16 protein-coding genes and 4 tRNA genes are annotated in these 18,097 nt (G+C 41.2%); all 20 read left to right on the top strand.

The window, feature by feature from the left end; translation table 11 throughout:
• Positions 1-181 precede the first annotated feature (181 nt).
• The gene (locus tag ACQKL6_RS19340; RefSeq protein WP_402869949.1) at positions 182-1,021 is read left to right on the top strand and encodes a mechanosensitive ion channel family protein; all 840 of its coding nucleotides are present in this window, start codon (positions 182-184) and stop codon (positions 1,019-1,021) included.
• Positions 1,022-1,042: 21 nt separating this feature from the next.
• Positions 1,043-1,240, top strand: a complete 198-nt coding sequence (locus ACQKL6_RS19335) for a DUF951 domain-containing protein (protein WP_402869952.1) — start codon at positions 1,043-1,045, stop codon at positions 1,238-1,240.
• Between the two features lie 166 nt (positions 1,241-1,406).
• Positions 1,407-2,507 carry a redox-regulated ATPase YchF gene (gene ychF, locus ACQKL6_RS19330; RefSeq protein ID WP_402869955.1) on the top strand — a complete coding sequence of 367 codons (1,101 nt, stop codon included), beginning with the start codon at positions 1,407-1,409 and terminating at the stop codon, positions 2,505-2,507.
• A 172-nt stretch (positions 2,508-2,679) separates the two neighbouring features.
• Positions 2,680-2,964 carry a 30S ribosomal protein S6 gene (rpsF, locus tag ACQKL6_RS19325; protein ID WP_402869958.1) on the top strand — a complete coding sequence of 95 codons (285 nt, stop codon included), beginning with the start codon at positions 2,680-2,682 and terminating at the stop codon, positions 2,962-2,964.
• Positions 2,965-3,032: 68 nt separating this feature from the next.
• Positions 3,033-3,563 (top strand): single-stranded DNA-binding protein, encoded by a 531-nt coding sequence (ssb, locus tag ACQKL6_RS19320; RefSeq protein WP_402869961.1) that lies wholly within the window; start codon positions 3,033-3,035, stop codon positions 3,561-3,563.
• Between the two features lie 45 nt (positions 3,564-3,608).
• Positions 3,609-3,848 (top strand): 30S ribosomal protein S18, encoded by a 240-nt coding sequence (rpsR, locus tag ACQKL6_RS19315; protein WP_053348323.1) that lies wholly within the window; start codon positions 3,609-3,611, stop codon positions 3,846-3,848.
• Positions 3,849-4,183: 335 nt separating this feature from the next.
• Entirely contained in the window at positions 4,184-5,125 is a 942-nt protein-coding gene (locus ACQKL6_RS19310) for a YybS family protein (RefSeq protein ID WP_427651761.1), read from the top strand.
• A gap of 33 nt (positions 5,126-5,158) precedes the next feature.
• The gene (locus ACQKL6_RS19305) at positions 5,159-7,129 is read left to right on the top strand and encodes a DHH family phosphoesterase (RefSeq protein WP_427651759.1); all 1,971 of its coding nucleotides are present in this window, start codon (positions 5,159-5,161) and stop codon (positions 7,127-7,129) included.
• A complete protein-coding gene (gene rplI, locus ACQKL6_RS19300; protein ID WP_427651757.1) occupies positions 7,126-7,575 on the top strand; it encodes a 50S ribosomal protein L9 in 450 nt (149 codons plus the stop codon). Before ACQKL6_RS19305 ends, rplI begins: the two co-directional genes overlap by 4 nt.
• A gap of 156 nt (positions 7,576-7,731) precedes the next feature.
• Positions 7,732-9,096 carry a replicative DNA helicase gene (gene dnaB / locus ACQKL6_RS19295; protein ID WP_402869969.1) on the top strand — a complete coding sequence of 455 codons (1,365 nt, stop codon included), beginning with the start codon at positions 7,732-7,734 and terminating at the stop codon, positions 9,094-9,096.
• A gap of 333 nt (positions 9,097-9,429) precedes the next feature.
• Positions 9,430-10,722 carry an adenylosuccinate synthase gene (locus ACQKL6_RS19290; RefSeq protein WP_402869971.1) on the top strand — a complete coding sequence of 431 codons (1,293 nt, stop codon included), beginning with the start codon at positions 9,430-9,432 and terminating at the stop codon, positions 10,720-10,722.
• A 232-nt stretch (positions 10,723-10,954) separates the two neighbouring features.
• Positions 10,955-11,030: transfer RNA gene (locus ACQKL6_RS19285), tRNA-Lys, on the top strand.
• An 8-nt stretch (positions 11,031-11,038) separates the two neighbouring features.
• Positions 11,039-11,110: transfer RNA gene (locus ACQKL6_RS19280), tRNA-Glu, on the top strand.
• 26 nt (positions 11,111-11,136) lie between these two features.
• Positions 11,137-11,212: transfer RNA gene (locus tag ACQKL6_RS19275), tRNA-Asp, on the top strand.
• A 45-nt stretch (positions 11,213-11,257) separates the two neighbouring features.
• Positions 11,258-11,330 (top strand) — tRNA-Phe (locus ACQKL6_RS19270).
• A gap of 421 nt (positions 11,331-11,751) precedes the next feature.
• Entirely contained in the window at positions 11,752-13,173 is a 1,422-nt protein-coding gene (locus ACQKL6_RS19265; RefSeq protein WP_427651755.1) for a peptidoglycan DD-metalloendopeptidase family protein, read from the top strand.
• Between the two features lie 274 nt (positions 13,174-13,447).
• Positions 13,448-14,155 (top strand): response regulator YycF, encoded by a 708-nt coding sequence (gene yycF / locus ACQKL6_RS19260; protein ID WP_402869975.1) that lies wholly within the window; start codon positions 13,448-13,450, stop codon positions 14,153-14,155.
• 5 nt (positions 14,156-14,160) lie between these two features.
• Positions 14,161-15,993, top strand: a complete 1,833-nt coding sequence (gene walK / locus ACQKL6_RS19255; protein WP_427651753.1) for a cell wall metabolism sensor histidine kinase WalK — start codon at positions 14,161-14,163, stop codon at positions 15,991-15,993.
• Positions 15,990-17,315, top strand: coding sequence for a YycH family regulatory protein (locus ACQKL6_RS19250; protein WP_427651752.1), 1,326 nt, complete (start codon positions 15,990-15,992; stop codon positions 17,313-17,315). The genes walK and ACQKL6_RS19250 overlap by 4 nt, the downstream gene beginning before the upstream one ends.
• On the top strand, positions 17,302-18,096 hold the full coding sequence (locus ACQKL6_RS19245; protein ID WP_402869982.1) for a two-component system regulatory protein YycI: 795 nt from the start codon (positions 17,302-17,304) through the stop codon (positions 18,094-18,096). Before ACQKL6_RS19250 ends, ACQKL6_RS19245 begins: the two co-directional genes overlap by 14 nt.
• Position 18,097 lies beyond the last annotated feature (1 nt).

Here is an 18,097-nt window from a genome sequence, read left to right as displayed (position 1 = left end):
TCTAATTTCTTTACTATATACCCATGTTATTTTTATACAGAAACCTTTAATTTAATGATATTACAAACAAAACTTCTCCTATACTGGATTACATCCTCGGCCGTAGGGTAGAAAGAATAAGTTCAACAGGAAAAACGGTGGGCCCTTTAGTAATTTGCAAAAGATAGAGTAGGAGGAAAGCATGGAAAACGCTACATATAGTAAAATTACAGAAGAAATTTTGGATGAAAAAGTATGGCTGATGTTAGGTGAGGGGATTATTAAAATCTTCCTTGTTCTCCTCTTATCGCGTATTATTATAAGAATAGGAAAGACGGTACTAAATAAATTTTTTCTGGTCCGAACCAGAACCCCCCTCCGTGTCTCGGAGCGGAGAGAAACGACGCTCATTAAGTTACTCGAGAACGTCATTACATATGTTGTGAATTTCATATCCTTGATTATGATCCTTGAAATTTGCGGACTCGATGTGAAGGCTTTACTTGCTGGGGCTGGAATTATTGGACTCGCAGTAGGGTTTGGAGCCCAAAGTTTGGTCAAGGATATTATTACAGGATTCTTCGTCATTTTCGAGGATCATTTCTCTGTCGGTGATTATATTAAAATCAATACTTTTGAGGGTGAAGTCCTTGAAATTGGGCTACGCACAACCAAGATTAAGAGTAGTAAAGGGGAATTGCATCTCATACCGAATGGGAGCATCACGCAAGTAACAAACTACTCCATATTGAACAGTAAGGCTGTGGTGGATGTGACCATCCCTCATGACGGATCCGTTGAACTTGCTGAAAAGGTATTAATCCGACACTTAGGTGGTTTAGCGAAAAAATATGATGATTTAGTCAGAAACCCTGAGTTACTGGGAATCGAGACAATTACTCCAGAAGAAATCGTATTGCGTGTGACGGCTGAAACAAAGCCAATGCGCCATTCTGAAATGAGTAGGATATTGAGGAAAGAAATCAGTACTGCCCTTGAAGAAAGTGGAATCCAATCTACTTACAAAGGCAGTGAGTCATAAAAGCTGGGGGGCCACATGTTTATGGAAGAAAAAGAATTTGCATTGAATGATGTTGTCGAAATGAAAAAGCCACACCCATGTGGAATCAATAAGTGGAAAATCATCCGATTGGGCATGGATATCCGGATTAAATGTGAAGGTTGTGGACACAGCGTAATGTTGCCCCGGCGTGAGTTTTCCAAGAAAATGAAAAAAGTTTTACTAAAGCATGAGGAGTGATCATGCTTTTTCCATGTATAGATGGCATTTCTGTCTCTCAATGATTTACTTGTCTTTTCAGGAAGTGAAATCTATAATTGGGAAAGGTTTAGGTATTGGGTGTATCTTTAGTAATGATTTATCTAGTAACACTATGAACGAATTATCTTGAAGGAGTGAAATATAAATGGCTTTAACAGCTGGTATAGTCGGTTTGCCTAACGTAGGTAAATCCACTTTGTTTAATGCAATTACTCAGGCAGGTGCGGAATCGGCGAATTACCCTTTCTGTACAATCGACCCAAACGTCGGAATTGTAGAAGTACCCGATTATCGTCTGCAAAAATTGACTGAACTGGTCCAACCGAAAAAAACCGTGCCAACAGCATTTGAGTTTACAGATATTGCTGGGATTGTAAAGGGAGCGAGTAAAGGGGAAGGTCTAGGCAATAAATTCCTATCCCATATCCGCCAAGTAGATGCGATTTGTCAGGTTGTTCGTTGCTTCGCTGATGATAACATCACTCACGTTTCAGGAAAAGTAAATCCGATTGATGATATCGAAGTCATCAATCTTGAATTGATTCTTGCTGACCTTGAATCTGTGGACAAGCGCATCGATCGTGTTGGAAAGATGGCTAAACAAAAAGATAAGGGTGCCGTGGCCGAACATGAGATTCTTGTTGCATTGAAAGAAGCTTTAGAAGCTGAAAAGCCTGCCCGCTCAGTCGAATTCACTGAGGAACAGTTGAAAATCGTGAAAGGCATGCACCTCCTAACAGCGAAACCAATGCTTTACGTGGCAAATGTAAGTGAGGATGAAGTGGCAAATGCGACTGATAATGAGTTCGTGCAACAAGTCCGGGAATACGCCGCGACGGAAAATGCAGAAGTTATCGTAATTTGCGCCAAAATCGAAGAGGAAATAGCCGAGCTTGAAGGTGAAGAAAAGGAAATGTTCTTATCTGAGCTAGGCATCGAAGAGTCAGGTCTTGATAAATTGATCCGTGCTTCATACAATCTATTAGGGCTGGCCACTTACTTTACGGCTGGAGTGCAGGAAGTGCGTGCCTGGACGTTCCGTAAAGGTATGAAGGCTCCTCAATGTGCGGGTGTCATCCATACAGACTTCGAACGTGGCTTCATTCGTGCCGAAGTCGTCGCTTATGATGATTTGCTAGAAGCAGGTAGCCATAGTGCAGCAAAAGAAGCAGGAAAAGTACGACTAGAAGGTAAAGAATATATAGTGAACGACGGAGACGTTGTCCACTTCCGCTTTAACGTATAATATAAAAGGACTCCGCAGATTCATTCTGCGGAGTCTCTTTATACTATAGGAAGATACATTCGACACTCGTTGCAAACCTAGTTTAACTATGCTATAATTTATTCTTGTGAGTAATTATAAAAAATTGCTCCTTGCCCAAATGGGCCGCTTAGACCAAAAGGAGGTGACAGTGATGAGAAAATACGAAATTATGTATATCATCCGTCCAAACATTGAGGAAGAAGCTAAAAAAGCTTTAGTTGAACGTTTCAACACAATCCTTACTGATAATGGTGCGGAAGTAGAAGCAAAAGAATGGGGTAAACGCCGTCTTGCATACGAAATCAATGATTTCCGTGATGGTTACTACATGCTTCTTAAAGTTAACGCTGAAAGTGCTGCGATCCAAGAATTCGATCGTCTTGCTAAAATCAGTGAAGACATTATCCGTCATATGGCTACTAGAGAAGACGTTTAATTCAATATTTAATATAAATTCTAATCTAGCTTCTTGTAAGCAGGGTTGAAAACTAGGGGTTGATTCTGATGATGAATCGCGTAGTTTTGGTAGGACGCTTAACTAAAGATCCTGAATTACGATATACACCTAATGGAGTTGCAGTGGCTACCTTTACTTTAGCAGTGAATCGTACTTTTACGAATGCACAAGGTGAACGTGAAGCGGACTTCATTAATTGTGTAGTTTGGCGTAAACCGGCAGAAAATGTGGCTAACTTCTTGAAAAAAGGTAGTTTAGCTGGCGTGGATGGACGTGTCCAAACGCGTAATTATGAAGGACAAGACGGCAAACGCGTGTATGTGACGGAGATTCTGGCTGAGAGTGTTCAGTTCCTTGAACCACGAAGCAGTTCAGCGGGTGAAAGAAATGATGGCGGTTCTTACGGTGGCGGTCAAAAAAGCTATAACAACAATAATGGCGGCAATGATCAAAATTCGTATGGACAAAATCCTAATCAGAATCAACGGAGTAACAACAACTACACTCGTGTAGACGATGATCCATTTGCAAATGACGGTAAAACCATCGACATTTCAGATGACGATCTTCCGTTTTAAACAGCTGTTTAAAACGAAAATCCTAAAGCAGGGAGGGAAATTATTATGGCAATGGGTGGACGTAAAGGACGCGGTAAGCGTAAAAAGGTTTGTTATTTCACATCAAACGGTATCACTAAAATTGATTACAAAGATACAGACCTTCTTAAAAAATTCGTCTCAGAACGCGGTAAAATCTTACCACGTCGTGTGACTGGCACTAGCGCTAAATATCAACGTAAATTAACGATTGCTATTAAACGCTCACGTACTATGGCATTACTTCCATACGTATCAGGTGAATAATAACAACGGAGCGCATTGAGGAGAAATCCTTGATGTGCTTTTTTGTATATTTGCCCAAATGGTCCTTTTTCATTTGAAAAAACGATGCGAGCCCCAACTTCCTTCATCTTCGTTCTACAGTTTCTACGTGATTTGCTTCATTTTAGCTAGTTATTGTATTTAAAATTCGTGATCGGCCTGTTTTGCAAAAAAAATTTAACTAACAATGAAGAGAACTCCTATTTTTAAAGGTGATTTATCTGGAAAAAAGAATGGGAAGTTTGAAATATCCTGGGCTTAACGGATACAATATGTAGAGAAAGATACTTCATGATTTTATGATAGGGGGGATTCGGTTGAATAGTGGTAGAAAAATCGCTGAGGGCGGTGCTCTTTTAGCGTTATATTGTATATTATTACTCATTACAATATATATTCCTTTGTTGGGATTTATAACTTTTTTCTTTTTGCCGATTCCTTTCATTCTGGTGACCAGTAAGCAAAAGCTTTCGTGGTCAGTTGGATTCTTGTTTGTTGGATCGTTATTAACCATTTTAATCGGTAGCGTCTTATCCTTGCCAATGACCTTGCTAATGGGGGCGACGGGCATTGTGATTGGTTCCTTCCTGAAAAGGGATAAACCGATGACCCCTATGTTCATCAGTGCTGTCCTTACGTTCCTAGGTGGGATATTAGTGACCTATGCTGCCACAGTAGTGTTATTTGGAGTTAATTACATAGAAGAAACCATGACGGTAATGGAGGAATCCATTGATTCTTCTGCGAAAATCATGGAATCATTTGGTCAGGCCCCAACTGAAAAGATAATCCAAGGCATGCACGACTCGATAAGTACCTTGACTACGCTGATTCCGAGCTTGCTCGTGATTACATCTATCATCATGGTATTATTGATATTCTTAGCGGCCCACCCCATACTTAAAAGGTTCAGTGATAAATCCCTGAATTGGCCTCGTTTCCAAGATCTTCGCCTTCCAAAAAGCCTTTTATGGTATTATTTAATTACAATGCTTTTGGCTCTTTTTGTGAATATGGACAACAAAGATTTTGTATATATGGCCATAACGAACCTATTTTTCATTCTTCAATTTTTCATCATGATTCAAGGCTACTCACTCATATTTTATTTCAGCGATGTCAAGGACTGGGCTAAGGCTATACCCGTTTTGATAGTGGTTGCCTCATTGTTGCTGCCGATATTCGCAATCCTCATCCGTTTTTTAGGTATAATAGATTTAGGATTCCCTTTTCGGGAGACAATCAAGAAAAAGGAATAGTCTGTTAAACAGATGCTTTTAGGAGCTGAAAATATGCCATCTTATTTAAAGGATTATTCGGTTAAGGCCCTGCTATACGGGTTGCTCGTTGCAGGATTGATATTTTTGGGCGTACTGGCTTACTATAATTGGGTTATTGCACTAATTGGATTGTTGATTCAAGCCGGTTTGTTTTATTTAATATTGAAAATGGAAAAAAGAAAACAAATTAAGACCGAAGAATACATCACGACGTTATCCTACCGGTTAAAAAAGGTGGGAGAGGAAGCCTTATTGGAAATGCCGATCGGGATCATGCTCTTTAATGATGATTTTTATATTGAGTGGACCAATCCATTCCTCGCCTCATGCTTTAGTGAAGACTCACTGGCAGGAAGGTCTCTTTATGATATGGCGGATTCACTTGTCCCGCTCATTAAGCAGGAGATTGAAACAGAGACCATTACGCTTTATGACCGGAAGTTCAAAGTGGTCCATAAACGCGAGGAACGCCTTCTTTACTTTTTCGATGTAACGGAGCAAGTGGAAATCGAAAAACAATATGAAGAAGAGAGAACGGCCATTGCGATTATTTTGCTGGATAATTACGATGATTTGACGCAGGGAATGGAAGACCAACGTAAAAGTAGTATAAATAGCTTGGTTACCTCGTTGCTGGATAAGTGGGCAAGGGATAATGGGGTATTTTTCAAGAGGGTTTCTTCTGAACGGTTTATTGCGGTCTTTAATGAACATATCCTGCAGCAGCTGGAAAATGATAAATTTTCAATCCTGGATGAAATCAGGGAAACGACCGCTAAACAGAATGTCCCTTTGACGCTTAGCATTGGAGTGGGATCTGCTGTTTCCTCCCTTCCAGAGCTGGGGACGCTTGCTCAATCGAGCCTCGATTTGGCCCTGGGCCGCGGTGGGGACCAAGTAGCGATTAAACAGGCAAGCGGGAAAGTGAAATTCTATGGCGGTAAAACCAACCCTATGGAAAAGCGTACGAGGGTGCGTGCACGCGTCATTTCTCATGCCTTAAAGGATATCGTCCTAGATAGCGATAAAGTCGTTGTCATGGGCCATAAAAATCCCGATATGGATGCCATAGGTTCTGCTATAGGCATTTTGAAAGTGGCACAGATGAATGAACGTGAAGGGTATATAGTAATCAATACAAACGAGCTAGATAGTAGCGTCTTGCGTTTGATGGAAGAAATCAAAAATAAAGAGGATTTATATGGGCGATTTATAAGCCCTGACGATGCACTCGAGATGGTCACGGACGAGACGCTACTCGTCGTCGTCGATACCCACAAGCCTACAATGGTGATAGAAGAAAGATTATTGAATCGGATTGATAAGGTGGTCGTCATTGATCACCATCGTCGTGGTGAGGAATTCATCAAAAACTCCCTGCTTGTCTATATGGAGCCCTATGCATCTTCGACAGCTGAGCTGGTGACGGAGCTACTTGAATATCAGCCAAAACGCAGTAAAATTGATATGCTGGAGTCGACGGCGCTACTTGCTGGGATCATTGTCGATACGAAAAGTTTCACTTTAAGAACCGGTTCACGTACCTTCGATGCAGCTTCTTATTTAAGGGCCCACGGAGCGGACACGGTACTGGTGCAGAAATTCCTTAGGGAAGATGTGGACACGTATATCAAGCGATCCAATTTAATTAAAGAAGTTGCGTTTTATAAAAAGGGTCTTGCGATTGCTTCCGCAAAATCCGAACAGACCCATAATCAGGTCCTGATCGCCCAGGCCGCTGATACGCTTCTGATGATGGATGGTGTTACCGCTTCCTTCGTTGTGGCTAAACGGTCTGAGGATACAGTTGGCATAAGTGCCCGTTCCCTAGGTGATGTCAACGTACAGGTTATCATGGAAACATTGAATGGCGGAGGTCACTTAACGAATGCCGCCACACAGATGGTCTGCTCCATTGAAGAAGCGGAGAGCCAGTTGAAAGCAGCAATTGATGAATATTTAGAAGGAGGACGAAAAGAATGAAAGTTATATTTTTAAAAGACGTTAAAGGTAAAGGGAAAAAAGGGGAAGTCAAAAACGTTGCGGATGGGTATGCCCATAACTTCCTGATTAAGCAAGGATTGGCAATCGAGGCGAATAACTCCAATGTAAAAACATTGGAAGCTCAGAAAAACAAAGAAGATTCCCTGGCTGCCGAAGAACTTCAGCATGCAAAAGACTTGCAGGTGGAAATTGAAAAATTGACTGTCGAATTATCCGCTAAAGCCGGTGAAGGCGGGCGTTTATTCGGTTCTATCACGACGAAGCAAATAGCTTCAGAACTTCAGAAAAAGCATGGTATTAAAATCGATAAACGTAAAATGGAGCTTGCCGAAGGAATTCGCTCATTGGGGCATACGAAGGTTCCTGTGAAGCTACATCCAGAGGTTACAGCGACTTTAACTGTGCTAGTGAAAGAAATTAACTAATTTTAGTGGTTTCATATCTGAAAAAAATTGATAGAATAGAGAGAGACGAAAAAAATGTGATTGGGCTATGTTGTCCTGTCACTTTTTTTCTTTTTCAACTAAATCTACGAATTAATTAATGAAAATATATCCTCTTAGATTGGGAGGTTTTAAGATATGATAGAGCAATTTCAGGATAGAATTCCCCCTCAAAATATAGAAGCGGAACAAGCGGTGCTAGGGGCCATCTTCTTGGAGCCATCTTCGCTGACCGTTACTTCGGAATTGTTGATTCCAGAGGATTTTTATAGAAGTTCGCATCAAAAAATCTTTAACGTCATGATCAAGTTGAATGACGAAGGTAAAGCCGTTGACTTGATTACGGTAACGGAAGAACTTTCCGCCACGAAGAATCTTGAAGAAGTGGGCGGAGTGTCTTATTTAAGCGAACTGGCTGGTTCGGTCCCTACTGCAGCCAATATCGAATATTATGCCCGAATCGTGGAAGAAAAGTCATTGCTCCGTCGTTTGATCAGGACAGCAACGAACATCGCCCAGGAAGGCTATAGCCGTGAGGATGAAGTCGAGGAGCTGCTCGGGGAAGCGGAAAAGACGATCATGGAAGTGGCACAGCGTAAAAACGCCGGTTCATTTCAAAATATTAAGGACGTTTTGGTTCGAACCTATGATAACATCGAGATCCTGACCAACCGCAAAGGGGATGTAACTGGAATCCCGACGGGTTTTGCTGAACTGGACAGAATGACGGCGGGATTCCAGCGGAATGATCTCATCATTGTTGGAGCCCGTCCTTCTGTTGGTAAAACGGCTTTCGCTTTGAACATTGCCCAAAATGTCGCAACCAAAACGGATGAAAACGTCGCGATTTTCAGTTTGGAGATGGGTTCCGAACAGCTCGTCATGCGTATGCTTTGTGCCGAAGGAAATATCAATGCTCAAAATTTAAGGACTGGTGCCTTAACAGATGAAGACTGGCGCAAGCTGACTATGGCAATGGGAAGTTTGTCGAATGCCGGTATCTATATTGATGACACCCCAGGAGTCCGTATTGGGGAAATCCGCTCTAAAAGCCGTCGTTTGAAGCAGGAACATGGTCTTGGGATGATATTGATCGACTATCTACAATTGATTCAAGGAGATGGTCGTTCAGGCGATAACCGACAGCAGGAAGTATCGGAAATTTCCCGTTCACTGAAGGCCCTGGCCCGTGAACTTCAAGTGCCTGTCATTGCCCTTTCCCAATTATCCCGTGGAGTGGAACAACGGCAGGATAAACGTCCGATGATGTCGGATATTAGGGAATCAGGAAGTATAGAGCAGGATGCCGACATCGTAGCATTCCTGTACCGTGATGATTATTATGATAAAGAGTCCGAGAATAAAAATATCATTGAGATTATCATTGCAAAACAAAGGAATGGCCCAGTTGGCACGGTTTCACTGGCATTCGTCAAAGAGTACAATAAATTCGTGAACCTCGAACGGCGATTCGATGATGATTCGATGTCTCCAGGAGCCTAATTGACTTTCTATATTTGGAACAAAGCCCACTATCTCTGGTGGGCTTTTTTTACAATAAGGTGAAAGTTTAAAGGAGTTTGGGCAAAGAATAAGGAGAACCGCCAGGGGAGAAAGTGAATCCTTGCTAAAGTTGCACGGATTCCTTATTTGGGGATGAAAAAGTGTATAAGTAAAGTATGAAAGTTACTTAATAACGAACAAATTTATTATTAATTTATGTAATGTTCGTATTTTATATTGACTTCCCTTTGGGATTATTGATAAAATAGGTTTGTTTGATAAGAACCGGTTAAGAATCGGTATTACGTGAACCTTTGGAGGTGCTTTTTTCAGATGTCATCAGTTGTAGTAGTTGGTACACAATGGGGAGACGAAGGTAAAGGTAAGATAACGGACTTTTTATCCCAGAATGCAGAAGCCATAGCTCGTTACCAAGGTGGTAATAATGCAGGACATACGATTAAATTTAACGGAGTAACATATAAACTGCATTTAATTCCTTCTGGAATTTTTTATAGTGATAAGATTTGTGTCATCGGGAACGGAATGGTAGTCGATCCGAAAGCACTTGTAGAAGAGCTTGCTTATTTACATAGTCATGGTGTAAGCACGGATAATCTTCGCATCTCGAACCGTGCTCATGTCATCCTTCCTTACCATATTAAATTGGATGAAGTGGAAGAAGATCGCAAGGGTGCAAATAAAATTGGAACGACGAAAAAAGGAATCGGCCCTGCTTACATGGATAAAGCCGCTCGTAATGGTATCCGTATGGCAGATCTTTTGGACCGTGAAATTTTCGAGGAAAAACTGAATCAAAATCTTGTGGAGAAAAACCGCATGTTTGAACGTTTTTACGAAACGGAAGGTTTTAAAATCGAGGATATTCTTGAAGAATATTATGAGTACGGACAACAAGTGCAAAAGTATGTTTGTGATACTTCCGTTGTATTGAATGATGCACTTGATGAAGGGAAACGCGTCTTGTTTGAAGGGGCTCAAGGAGTCATGCTTGATATCGATCAAGGAACATATCCTTTCGTTACTTCCTCGAATCCAGTCGCAGGTGGCGTAACAATTGGTTCAGGTGTTGGACCAACGAAAATCAACCATGTTGTCGGTGTGTGTAAAGCTTATACAAGCCGTGTTGGCGATGGTCCTTTCCCGACAGAACTACAAGACGAAATTGGCAATCAAATCCGTGAAGTTGGACGTGAGTACGGAACAACTACGGGTAGACCACGTCGTGTCGGTTGGTTTGATGCCGTAGTCGTTCGCCATGCCCGTCGTGTAAGTGGAATCACTGATTTATCGTTAAATTCCATTGACGTGCTTTCAGGACTTGAAACGGTGAAAATTTGTGTAGCTTATGATTATAAAGGTGAAATCATTCATGAAGTGCCGGCTACTTTGAAAGCAATCGGAGAATGTAAGCCCGTTTATGAAGAGCTACCAGGTTGGTCAGAAGACATCACAGGATGCAAATCATTGGATGAATTACCTGCTAACGCCCGTCACTATGTGGAGCGCGTATCTCAATTAGTAGGCATTCCGTTGACTACATTCTCCGTCGGTCCTGACCGCAATCAAACAAACATCGTAAGAAGCCCTTGGCGTTTAGCATAAGAGGTATAAAAGAAGTCGACTAAGTGCGGCTTCTTTTTTTACTTAGTTGGTAAAAAAAGACCTGTTTAATGGGAGTAGAATCATGGTAGATATATAAAAAAATATATGAATTTAAATTTATTTTAAAATACTATTGCACAAACCATAAATACTATGATAATATAAAAAGCGTCGTCACAGTAGAACAACGTTAAGTGACATTGCAAGACATACGGATTACATTCATTAGTACGAGCCATTAGCTCAGTTGGTAGAGCATCTGACTTTTAATCAGAGGGTCGAAGGTTCGAATCCTTCATGGCTCACCATTATTCTCGGCCCATTGGTCAAGCGGTTAAGACACCGCCCTTTCACGGCGGTAACACGGGTTCGAATCCCGTATGGGTCACTTTTCTTCTTAATTATATGTTTGATGGTCCCGTGGTGTAGCGGTTAACATGCCTGCCTGTCACGCAGGAGATCGCGGGTTCGATTCCCGTCGGGACCGCCATTTTATTTTTTACATGATTCTTTCATAATGAAAAATGGAATATTTGGCTCAGTAGCTCAGTCGGTAGAGCAAAGGACTGAAAATCCTTGTGTCGGCGGTTCGATTCCGTCCTGAGCCATTCTTTTGTAAAGTGCCCTAGGGCGCTTTTTTTGTTTGCTTTAAAAGTAAACTGTCTTAGCCCTTTAAAGGAAATCTCTTTGATGGTACTTCTGTTAAGTGTTTGTTATCAGATTGTAACAATGTTAATGCCACCCTTAGTAACCATCGACTCGTCACCCCAACCAGGACCTACTTTCCTCGTGGAAACCATACCTTCGCTGCTCTTTTGCAAAAAGAACGATTTGGCACTTGTTGTCACTATTTATACATTTGTATTACAATACGAAGTCTATTTCTTGATTTTTTTTTCATTATGGTAAAGTTATGAGTGGAAAAAAAGAAATTAATCATGTGTATATGAATTTTGAAAACAAGGTAATTTATCTTAATTTTTTGATTAGTTTCTTAAGGGGCCCACGGGCCGTTAAGGGGGACAATAAATGTTCAGCTCAAAAGGCAAAGGAAGTTTCCTGTTGATGGTTTCCATCATCTTATTGCTTGCAGGGAATCGTGCTACGGCTGCGGAAATTCAAAAAATCTCCTCCATTCAGCATGTATATGTTGATGACGAGTTCATTGGCAGCGTGAGTGATGAATCCGAAATAGAAAAAATGGTACTAGCTAAAATAGTCGAAGCAGAGGCGGATTATCCCGAATACACATTCGATAAGGAAGCACAGATGACATATGTGCAAGAGAATGTATTTAATGCAGAAATAGATGATGAAGAAACCTTAAAGGTACTCGAGGAAGAGTTTGCTGTAAAAGCGGAGGCTTATGAAATCATCATTGATAATCAAGTAGTTGCTTACGTTCCCTCCAAGGAGGATGCACAGGAGGTTCTAAAAGAGATTCACCTATTATATATAGATGAGGGTGAATTGGCCGAATATGAAGAGAGTCAGGAAGTTGGAGTTTTAAATCAGCCCATGGCTCTAAACGAGCAAGGAAGCAGGATACTGTCCATTGAATACTCAAAGCCGATCTCCTGGAAGGAAACGATTATGGAACCGGATAAGCTCATGACTGTGAAGGATGCCATTTCCTTGATAGAAAAAGGAAAGAAGGAAAAAGTCATCTATGAGGCAACTGGAGATGAAGAACTTGAGGCGATTGCCGATCAGTATGATATGTCCCTAGGACAGCTTTTACAGCTTAATTTAGAACTAGAAGAGGGCAAGAGGCTTCATAAAGGGCAAAAGGTCCGTGTGACGGAGGTAGCTCCCTTTGTGAATGTGCTGGTAGAAAGAGAAGTATTGAAAGAAACTGAAATTCCTTTCGAGAGAAAAGTAATAAAGGATAAGAACCTATTGAAGGAAGAATCTGTCGTTGAGCAAGAAGGACAGGAAGGCGTTCAGGCATTCACGTATAAACTCACTGAAACAAACGGTGAGCTCTTAAGTGAAACGATCGTGAAAAAGGAAATTACCGCGGCAACACAAAATGAGATAACTAGAAAAGGCACGAAAATCATTCCTTCAGAAGGGAGCGGAACCTTTGCATGGCCTGCAGATGGGGGCTATATTTCAAGCAAACAAGGACATCGTTGGGGCAAGCTTCATAAGGGAATAGATATTGCTAGGCCAACCACCAGAACTATTACGGCGGCTGATCATGGCACTGTTGAGTTTGCCGGTAACGCCGGGGGTTATGGTAATAAGGTGACCATCAACCATAACAATGGGTACAAGACGGATTATGCTCACTTAGAATCAATAGACATCGAAGCAGGACAGAAGATTGAAAAAGGAATGCCTATTGGTAGAATGGGCTCGACAGGCAACTCCACTGGCGTTCACCTTCATTTTGAAATCTATAAAAATGGTGTTCTCGCAAACCCGTTAGATTATATAAGCCAATAGAAGTCTTCGAGACATTTTTCGAAGACTTCTTCTGCTATCTTCATAGATGAGAATAATAGGTAAAAGATGATTTAATGCCTGTAAAATGATAAAGTAGAAGAGGTACAATGTGCTCGTTTTAGGTGTTTTGACCGTTTTTTAGGGAATATATAGTGTGAGGATTTGCATTACTAGTACGAAGGTCAGTATGAACATCAGGACAATACGAATAAACGTCCCGGATAAGGACATGTTTTTTATAGAGTAAAGTTATGCTTTAAAAGGAGATAGGTAGATGGATAAGAAAATTCTAGTAGTGGACGATGAAAAGCCGATTGCAGATATTTTACAATTCAATTTAAAAAAGGAAGGGTACGATGTTTCCTGTGCATATGATGGCAATGAAGCTCTAAAAATGGTGGAAGAGCTTCAACCTGATTTGATTTTACTTGATATCATGCTTCCACAGCGTGATGGGATGGAAGTTTGCAGAGAAGTAAGAAAGAAATATGAAACGCCAATCATCATGTTAACAGCAAAAGATTCGGAAATCGATAAAGTCTTAGGATTAGAGCTTGGTGCGGACGATTATGTGACGAAGCCGTTTAGTACCCGGGAAATAATTGCTCGGGTAAAGGCAAACTTAAGACGTCAACAAGCCGTTCCGGTGCCAGATCAAGAAAATGAGCCAAAGGAAATTACAATAGGCAATCTTACCATCCATCCTGATGCATATGTCGTGTCTAAGCGTGGAGAGACGATCGAGTTAACGCACCGAGAATTCGAGCTGCTTCATTATTTAGCTAAACATATTGGCCAGGTCATGACAAGGGAGCACTTATTGCAAACTGTGTGGGGATATGATTACTTTGGCGATGTCCGAACTGTCGATGTAACCGTTAGACGCCTCCGTGAAAAGATTGAGGATAACCCAAGTCACCCAGGTTGGATCGTAACTAGACGAGGGGTCGGTTATTACCTGCGTAACCCTGAACAGGAGTAATATCTATGAAAAAGGTTGGTTTTTTTCGTTCAATTCATTTTAAATTCGTCCTGATTTATGTGTTGCTTATTTTCGTAGCCATGCAAATAATTGGGGTGTATTTTGTCGGGGAATTGGAAGAAAATCTCGTCGGGAATTTCACAAAGTCGATCAAGGGCCATGTTAACCTGCTTACCTATAGCATTGGGGAAGAAATGGAGAAATCGAGGGGGGAGGAAGACCCTACCCTCGAAGAAGCCATTAATACGGTATTGAAAGATCGCGACAACTCAACGAATGATATTTCGGAAGTGCGCGTTATCGATACCCGCAGCAGGCGGGTGATTGGGACGTCCGATCGCAGTAACCAAGAGATTGTAGGAAAGAAAACGACACTGCCCATCATCAAGAACACATTGACTTATGGTGGCGAGGATCATGAAATATATAGAGATCCGAATACTGGCAGGCGTGTTTGGGTCCTTTCAACACCCATTGAAGCGAATGGTACGGTGATAGGAGCGGTCTATGTCATTGCGGAGATGGAGAATGTCTTCGAACAAATGGATGAAATCAACGCCATTTTCATGACTGGCACGGCCATTGCTCTGGCCATAACAGCCATTTTGGGGATTCTGCTTGCGCGGACCATCACACGGCCAATGTCTGATATGAGAAAACAGGCGTTGGTGATGGCCAAAGGGAATTTCTCACGAAAGGTAAAAGTATATGGCGATGACGAAATAGGGCAGCTAGCCGTTACCTTCAATAACTTGACTAAGAAACTTCAAGAGTCGCAATCGAGTACGGAAGGGGAGAGACGGAAGCTTTCATCTGTTCTCACCAACATGACGGATGGCGTTATATCGACGGATAGGCGTGGCCGGGTGAATTTGATAAATGAACCTGCCGCACAGCTTTTGAATGTCTCACGTGAAGCCGTCATGAACCAACCAATCATCGAATTGTTGGGACTTGAGGAAGAATATAAATTCGAAGATTTACTGGAAGAAAGGGAGTCCATCATCCTTGATTACAGCAAAAAGGGTCAGCCGTTTATTTTAAGAGGGAACTTTTCCGTCATCCAAAAGGAAACGGGCTTCGTTAATGGTTTGATTACAGTGCTCCACGATATTACGGAGCAGGAAAAGATAGAGGGGGAGCGAAGAGAGTTTGTCGCTAATGTATCCCATGAGTTGCGTACGCCACTCACGACGATGAGAAGCTATCTCGAGGCATTGGCTGAAGGTGCCTGGAAAGATGAAGAGATTGCCCCTGCCTTTTTAAGTGTCACACAAAATGAAACGGAGCGGATGATCAGGCTTGTAAATGACCTGTTACAGCTTTCAAAAATGGACAGTAAAGATTACCGGCTTAAAACCGGATGGGTGAATCTGAATAAGTTCTATGACCATATTATCGATCGTTTTGAAATGACGAAAAATGACGATATTACTTTTAAAAGAGACATACCAAAGGACGCGTATTTTGTCGACATTGATGAAGACAAGATCACCCAGGTTCTTTATAATATCATCTCGAATTCCTTGAAGTATTCTCCTGAAGGAGGTCAAGTGACATTCCGTATCAGGCCAAAGGAAAACTTTATCGTAATTAGCGTAACCGATCAAGGTGTCGGTATCCCTAAAAAAGTGATCGATAAGATTTTTGACCGATTTTACCGAGTGGATAAAGCTCGGGCAAGGAATCTTGGAGGGACCGGACTTGGGCTGGCGATTGCAAAGGAAATGGTCGTTGCCCATGGAGGCAAAATTTGGGCGGAAAGTGTGGATGGAAAAGGAACTACGGTGTTCTTTACACTTCCTTACGAGCAGGAAGAAGAGGATGATTGGGCATGAATTTTGAACGTGCGAAAAGTATCATACTGATTATTTTAGTTGGGACAAGCGTTTTCTTGACATGGAGTATTTGGACGTACGAGCCTGAATATAAAAAAATCGATGAATCCGATTTGATTAAAATCAAGAGTGATGAACAAATTGTCAGTGATGTCATAAAACCTGTCAGTGTTCTTTTTCATCGTAACGGCCAGCATTTCCAGACAATCGATCCCAAAAAAATCGAAGGAATGGAGAAAGAGTTTTCCCAATGGACGTTTAGTGATATAAAGCAGGTATCATTGAAGATGATTCAAAGGGACTTCGATGATTTTGTCCATGAGGATAGATCAATCGAAATCAACTTTTCAGATGACATACCGATGTCTTTATATAAAACGGTTCTGGATGTAAAGGACGAAGACATGTCGAGTTTTACCTTTGACCGGATTGTGATCAAGCAAAAGGATATCAGCGGTGACCAATCAGCCGTTTATTTCGTTTCTTATGATCATGAACAAATCTATCAAGGAATGGTCCCTACTAAGGACCTTAGAAAGTTCAGTGAGAAGTTCTATAATAAAAGTTATCCTACCTATACAGCTCATACGTTACATGATAAAAGGACGATTTTTGTTCCGGAAAAGCCCGTGGAAGTCAACCGATATCAATATTATATAGATTATCTGGACGTTAAGAATCTGAAAGATGCCTTATTCAGTAATCCTAAATATGTTCGTCAAGAAACGGTAACCCGAGGCGAGGAATACTCGGACGGAACAAGACTGTTGTCAGTCAACAATGAAAATTATATTCTCTCGTATATAAACCCTGCCCAAAAGAGTAAAGTGTTCAGCAGTTCTAGTGAGCTGTTGGAAAAAAGCATTGATTTCATCAATGATCATGCCGGGTGGGAAGGTAGTAATTACCGATTTGATTATATGTCGGAAAATGAGCAGCGTGTGGTATTCCGTTTATTTATAGATGGTTATCCAGCTTTCAACGAATATGGAATGACTGAAATCGAGCAGATTTGGGGGAAGGAAGATATTTATAGTTATCAACGTCCCTACTTCTCATTGGCTTCCGTCTTGCCATCAGAAGGATCTGTAGTGACCTTGCCTACAGGAAATGAAGTGTTGAACCAGCTGGAAGAGAACGGGAACATCGATCTCGATAGTGTGCAAGATATTTCAATAGGTTATAAGTTAAACAAATCGTTGGACTCTAAACTCGTTACTCTCGTTACACTGGAACCAACTTGGTATTACCGTTCCGGTGAAAAGTGGTTGATTGCGCCTGTTGACGAAAATGCAGGAGGCGATAACGATGGATTGGAATAATACAAAATCCATATTCATAATGGTATTTTTCATATTGAATATATTTTTACTGTATCAGTTTCTTGAGAAAATCAATGATAACCAATATGAATTCATTGCAGAGTCTTCCTATGAGGAAGTTCTAAAAGAAGACGAGATCAAAACCATTCCGCTCTCGAAGCAAAAGGTAAAGGATCAATTCTTAATTGCAAAAAGTAAAACATTTGATAAGAAAGAACTAAAGAATCTAAACAACCAGAAAGTAAATATTATAGATGGGAATAAGCTGGTCGGTTCATTAAAAACGCCCATCAGTTTAGGCAAAGAAATTCATCCCGCGGATGTTACCATATTCCTGAAGGATCACATTTTATACGGAAGTGAATATGGGTTTTGGAGCTATGATAAGGATAATCAAACCATCATTTGCTATCAGGTTTCCGACAATAAGATGTTTTTTAACAACAGTAAAGGAAAGGTCACTTTGTATCTGAATAAGGAAGCCGAAGTGACCTCCTATGAGCAGACATATTTAGTGGGAATTGAAAAGTTCAATAAACCGAAGGAGCTGTATTCCGACCTGGATGCTGTTTATGCCTTATATAGTCATGGTGATATCGTATCAAAAGACGAAGTTACGGACGTAAAGCTTGGGTTTTATAATTCGTTGCAAACCACATCGTTCTCACATCTTCTTGTACCGACATGGTGGGTAGTCGTGAACGATGAAACGGATTTATTCGTAAATGCGTTCGATGGCGAAGTGATTGAGTTAAATACAGAAGAAAAAATACTGGAGTGAG

Source organism: Peribacillus sp. NPDC097197, from assembly GCF_050278025.1.
Taxonomy (GTDB): Bacteria; Bacillota; Bacilli; order Bacillales; family DSM-1321; genus Peribacillus.
This window is presented reverse-complemented; position numbering and strand designations above follow the sequence as displayed.

Bases quoted from the DNA above. Each gene is read 5' to 3' on its own strand.
- rpsF (WP_402869958.1), top strand. From the start codon at position 2,680: ATGAGAAAATACGAAATTATGTATATCATCCGTCCAAACATTGAGGAA.
- ACQKL6_RS19335 (WP_402869952.1), top strand. From the start codon at position 1,043: ATGGAAGAAAAAGAATTTGCATTGAATGATGTTGTCGAAATGAAAAAG.
- ACQKL6_RS19265 (WP_427651755.1), top strand. From the start codon at position 11,752: ATGTTCAGCTCAAAAGGCAAAGGAAGTTTCCTGTTGATGGTTTCCATC.
- ACQKL6_RS19340 (WP_402869949.1), top strand. From the start codon at position 182: ATGGAAAACGCTACATATAGTAAAATTACAGAAGAAATTTTGGATGAA.
- ACQKL6_RS19250 (WP_427651752.1), top strand. From the start codon at position 15,990: ATGAATTTTGAACGTGCGAAAAGTATCATACTGATTATTTTAGTTGGG.
- dnaB (WP_402869969.1), top strand. From the start codon at position 7,732: ATGATAGAGCAATTTCAGGATAGAATTCCCCCTCAAAATATAGAAGCG.
- rplI (WP_427651757.1), top strand. From the start codon at position 7,126: ATGAAAGTTATATTTTTAAAAGACGTTAAAGGTAAAGGGAAAAAAGGG.
- walK (WP_427651753.1), top strand. From the start codon at position 14,161: ATGAAAAAGGTTGGTTTTTTTCGTTCAATTCATTTTAAATTCGTCCTG.
- ychF (WP_402869955.1), top strand. From the start codon at position 1,407: ATGGCTTTAACAGCTGGTATAGTCGGTTTGCCTAACGTAGGTAAATCC.
- ACQKL6_RS19245 (WP_402869982.1), top strand. From the start codon at position 17,302: ATGGATTGGAATAATACAAAATCCATATTCATAATGGTATTTTTCATA.
- ssb (WP_402869961.1), top strand. From the start codon at position 3,033: ATGATGAATCGCGTAGTTTTGGTAGGACGCTTAACTAAAGATCCTGAA.
- ACQKL6_RS19305 (WP_427651759.1), top strand. From the start codon at position 5,159: ATGCCATCTTATTTAAAGGATTATTCGGTTAAGGCCCTGCTATACGGG.
- yycF (WP_402869975.1), top strand. From the start codon at position 13,448: ATGGATAAGAAAATTCTAGTAGTGGACGATGAAAAGCCGATTGCAGAT.
- rpsR (WP_053348323.1), top strand. From the start codon at position 3,609: ATGGCAATGGGTGGACGTAAAGGACGCGGTAAGCGTAAAAAGGTTTGT.
- ACQKL6_RS19290 (WP_402869971.1), top strand. From the start codon at position 9,430: ATGTCATCAGTTGTAGTAGTTGGTACACAATGGGGAGACGAAGGTAAA.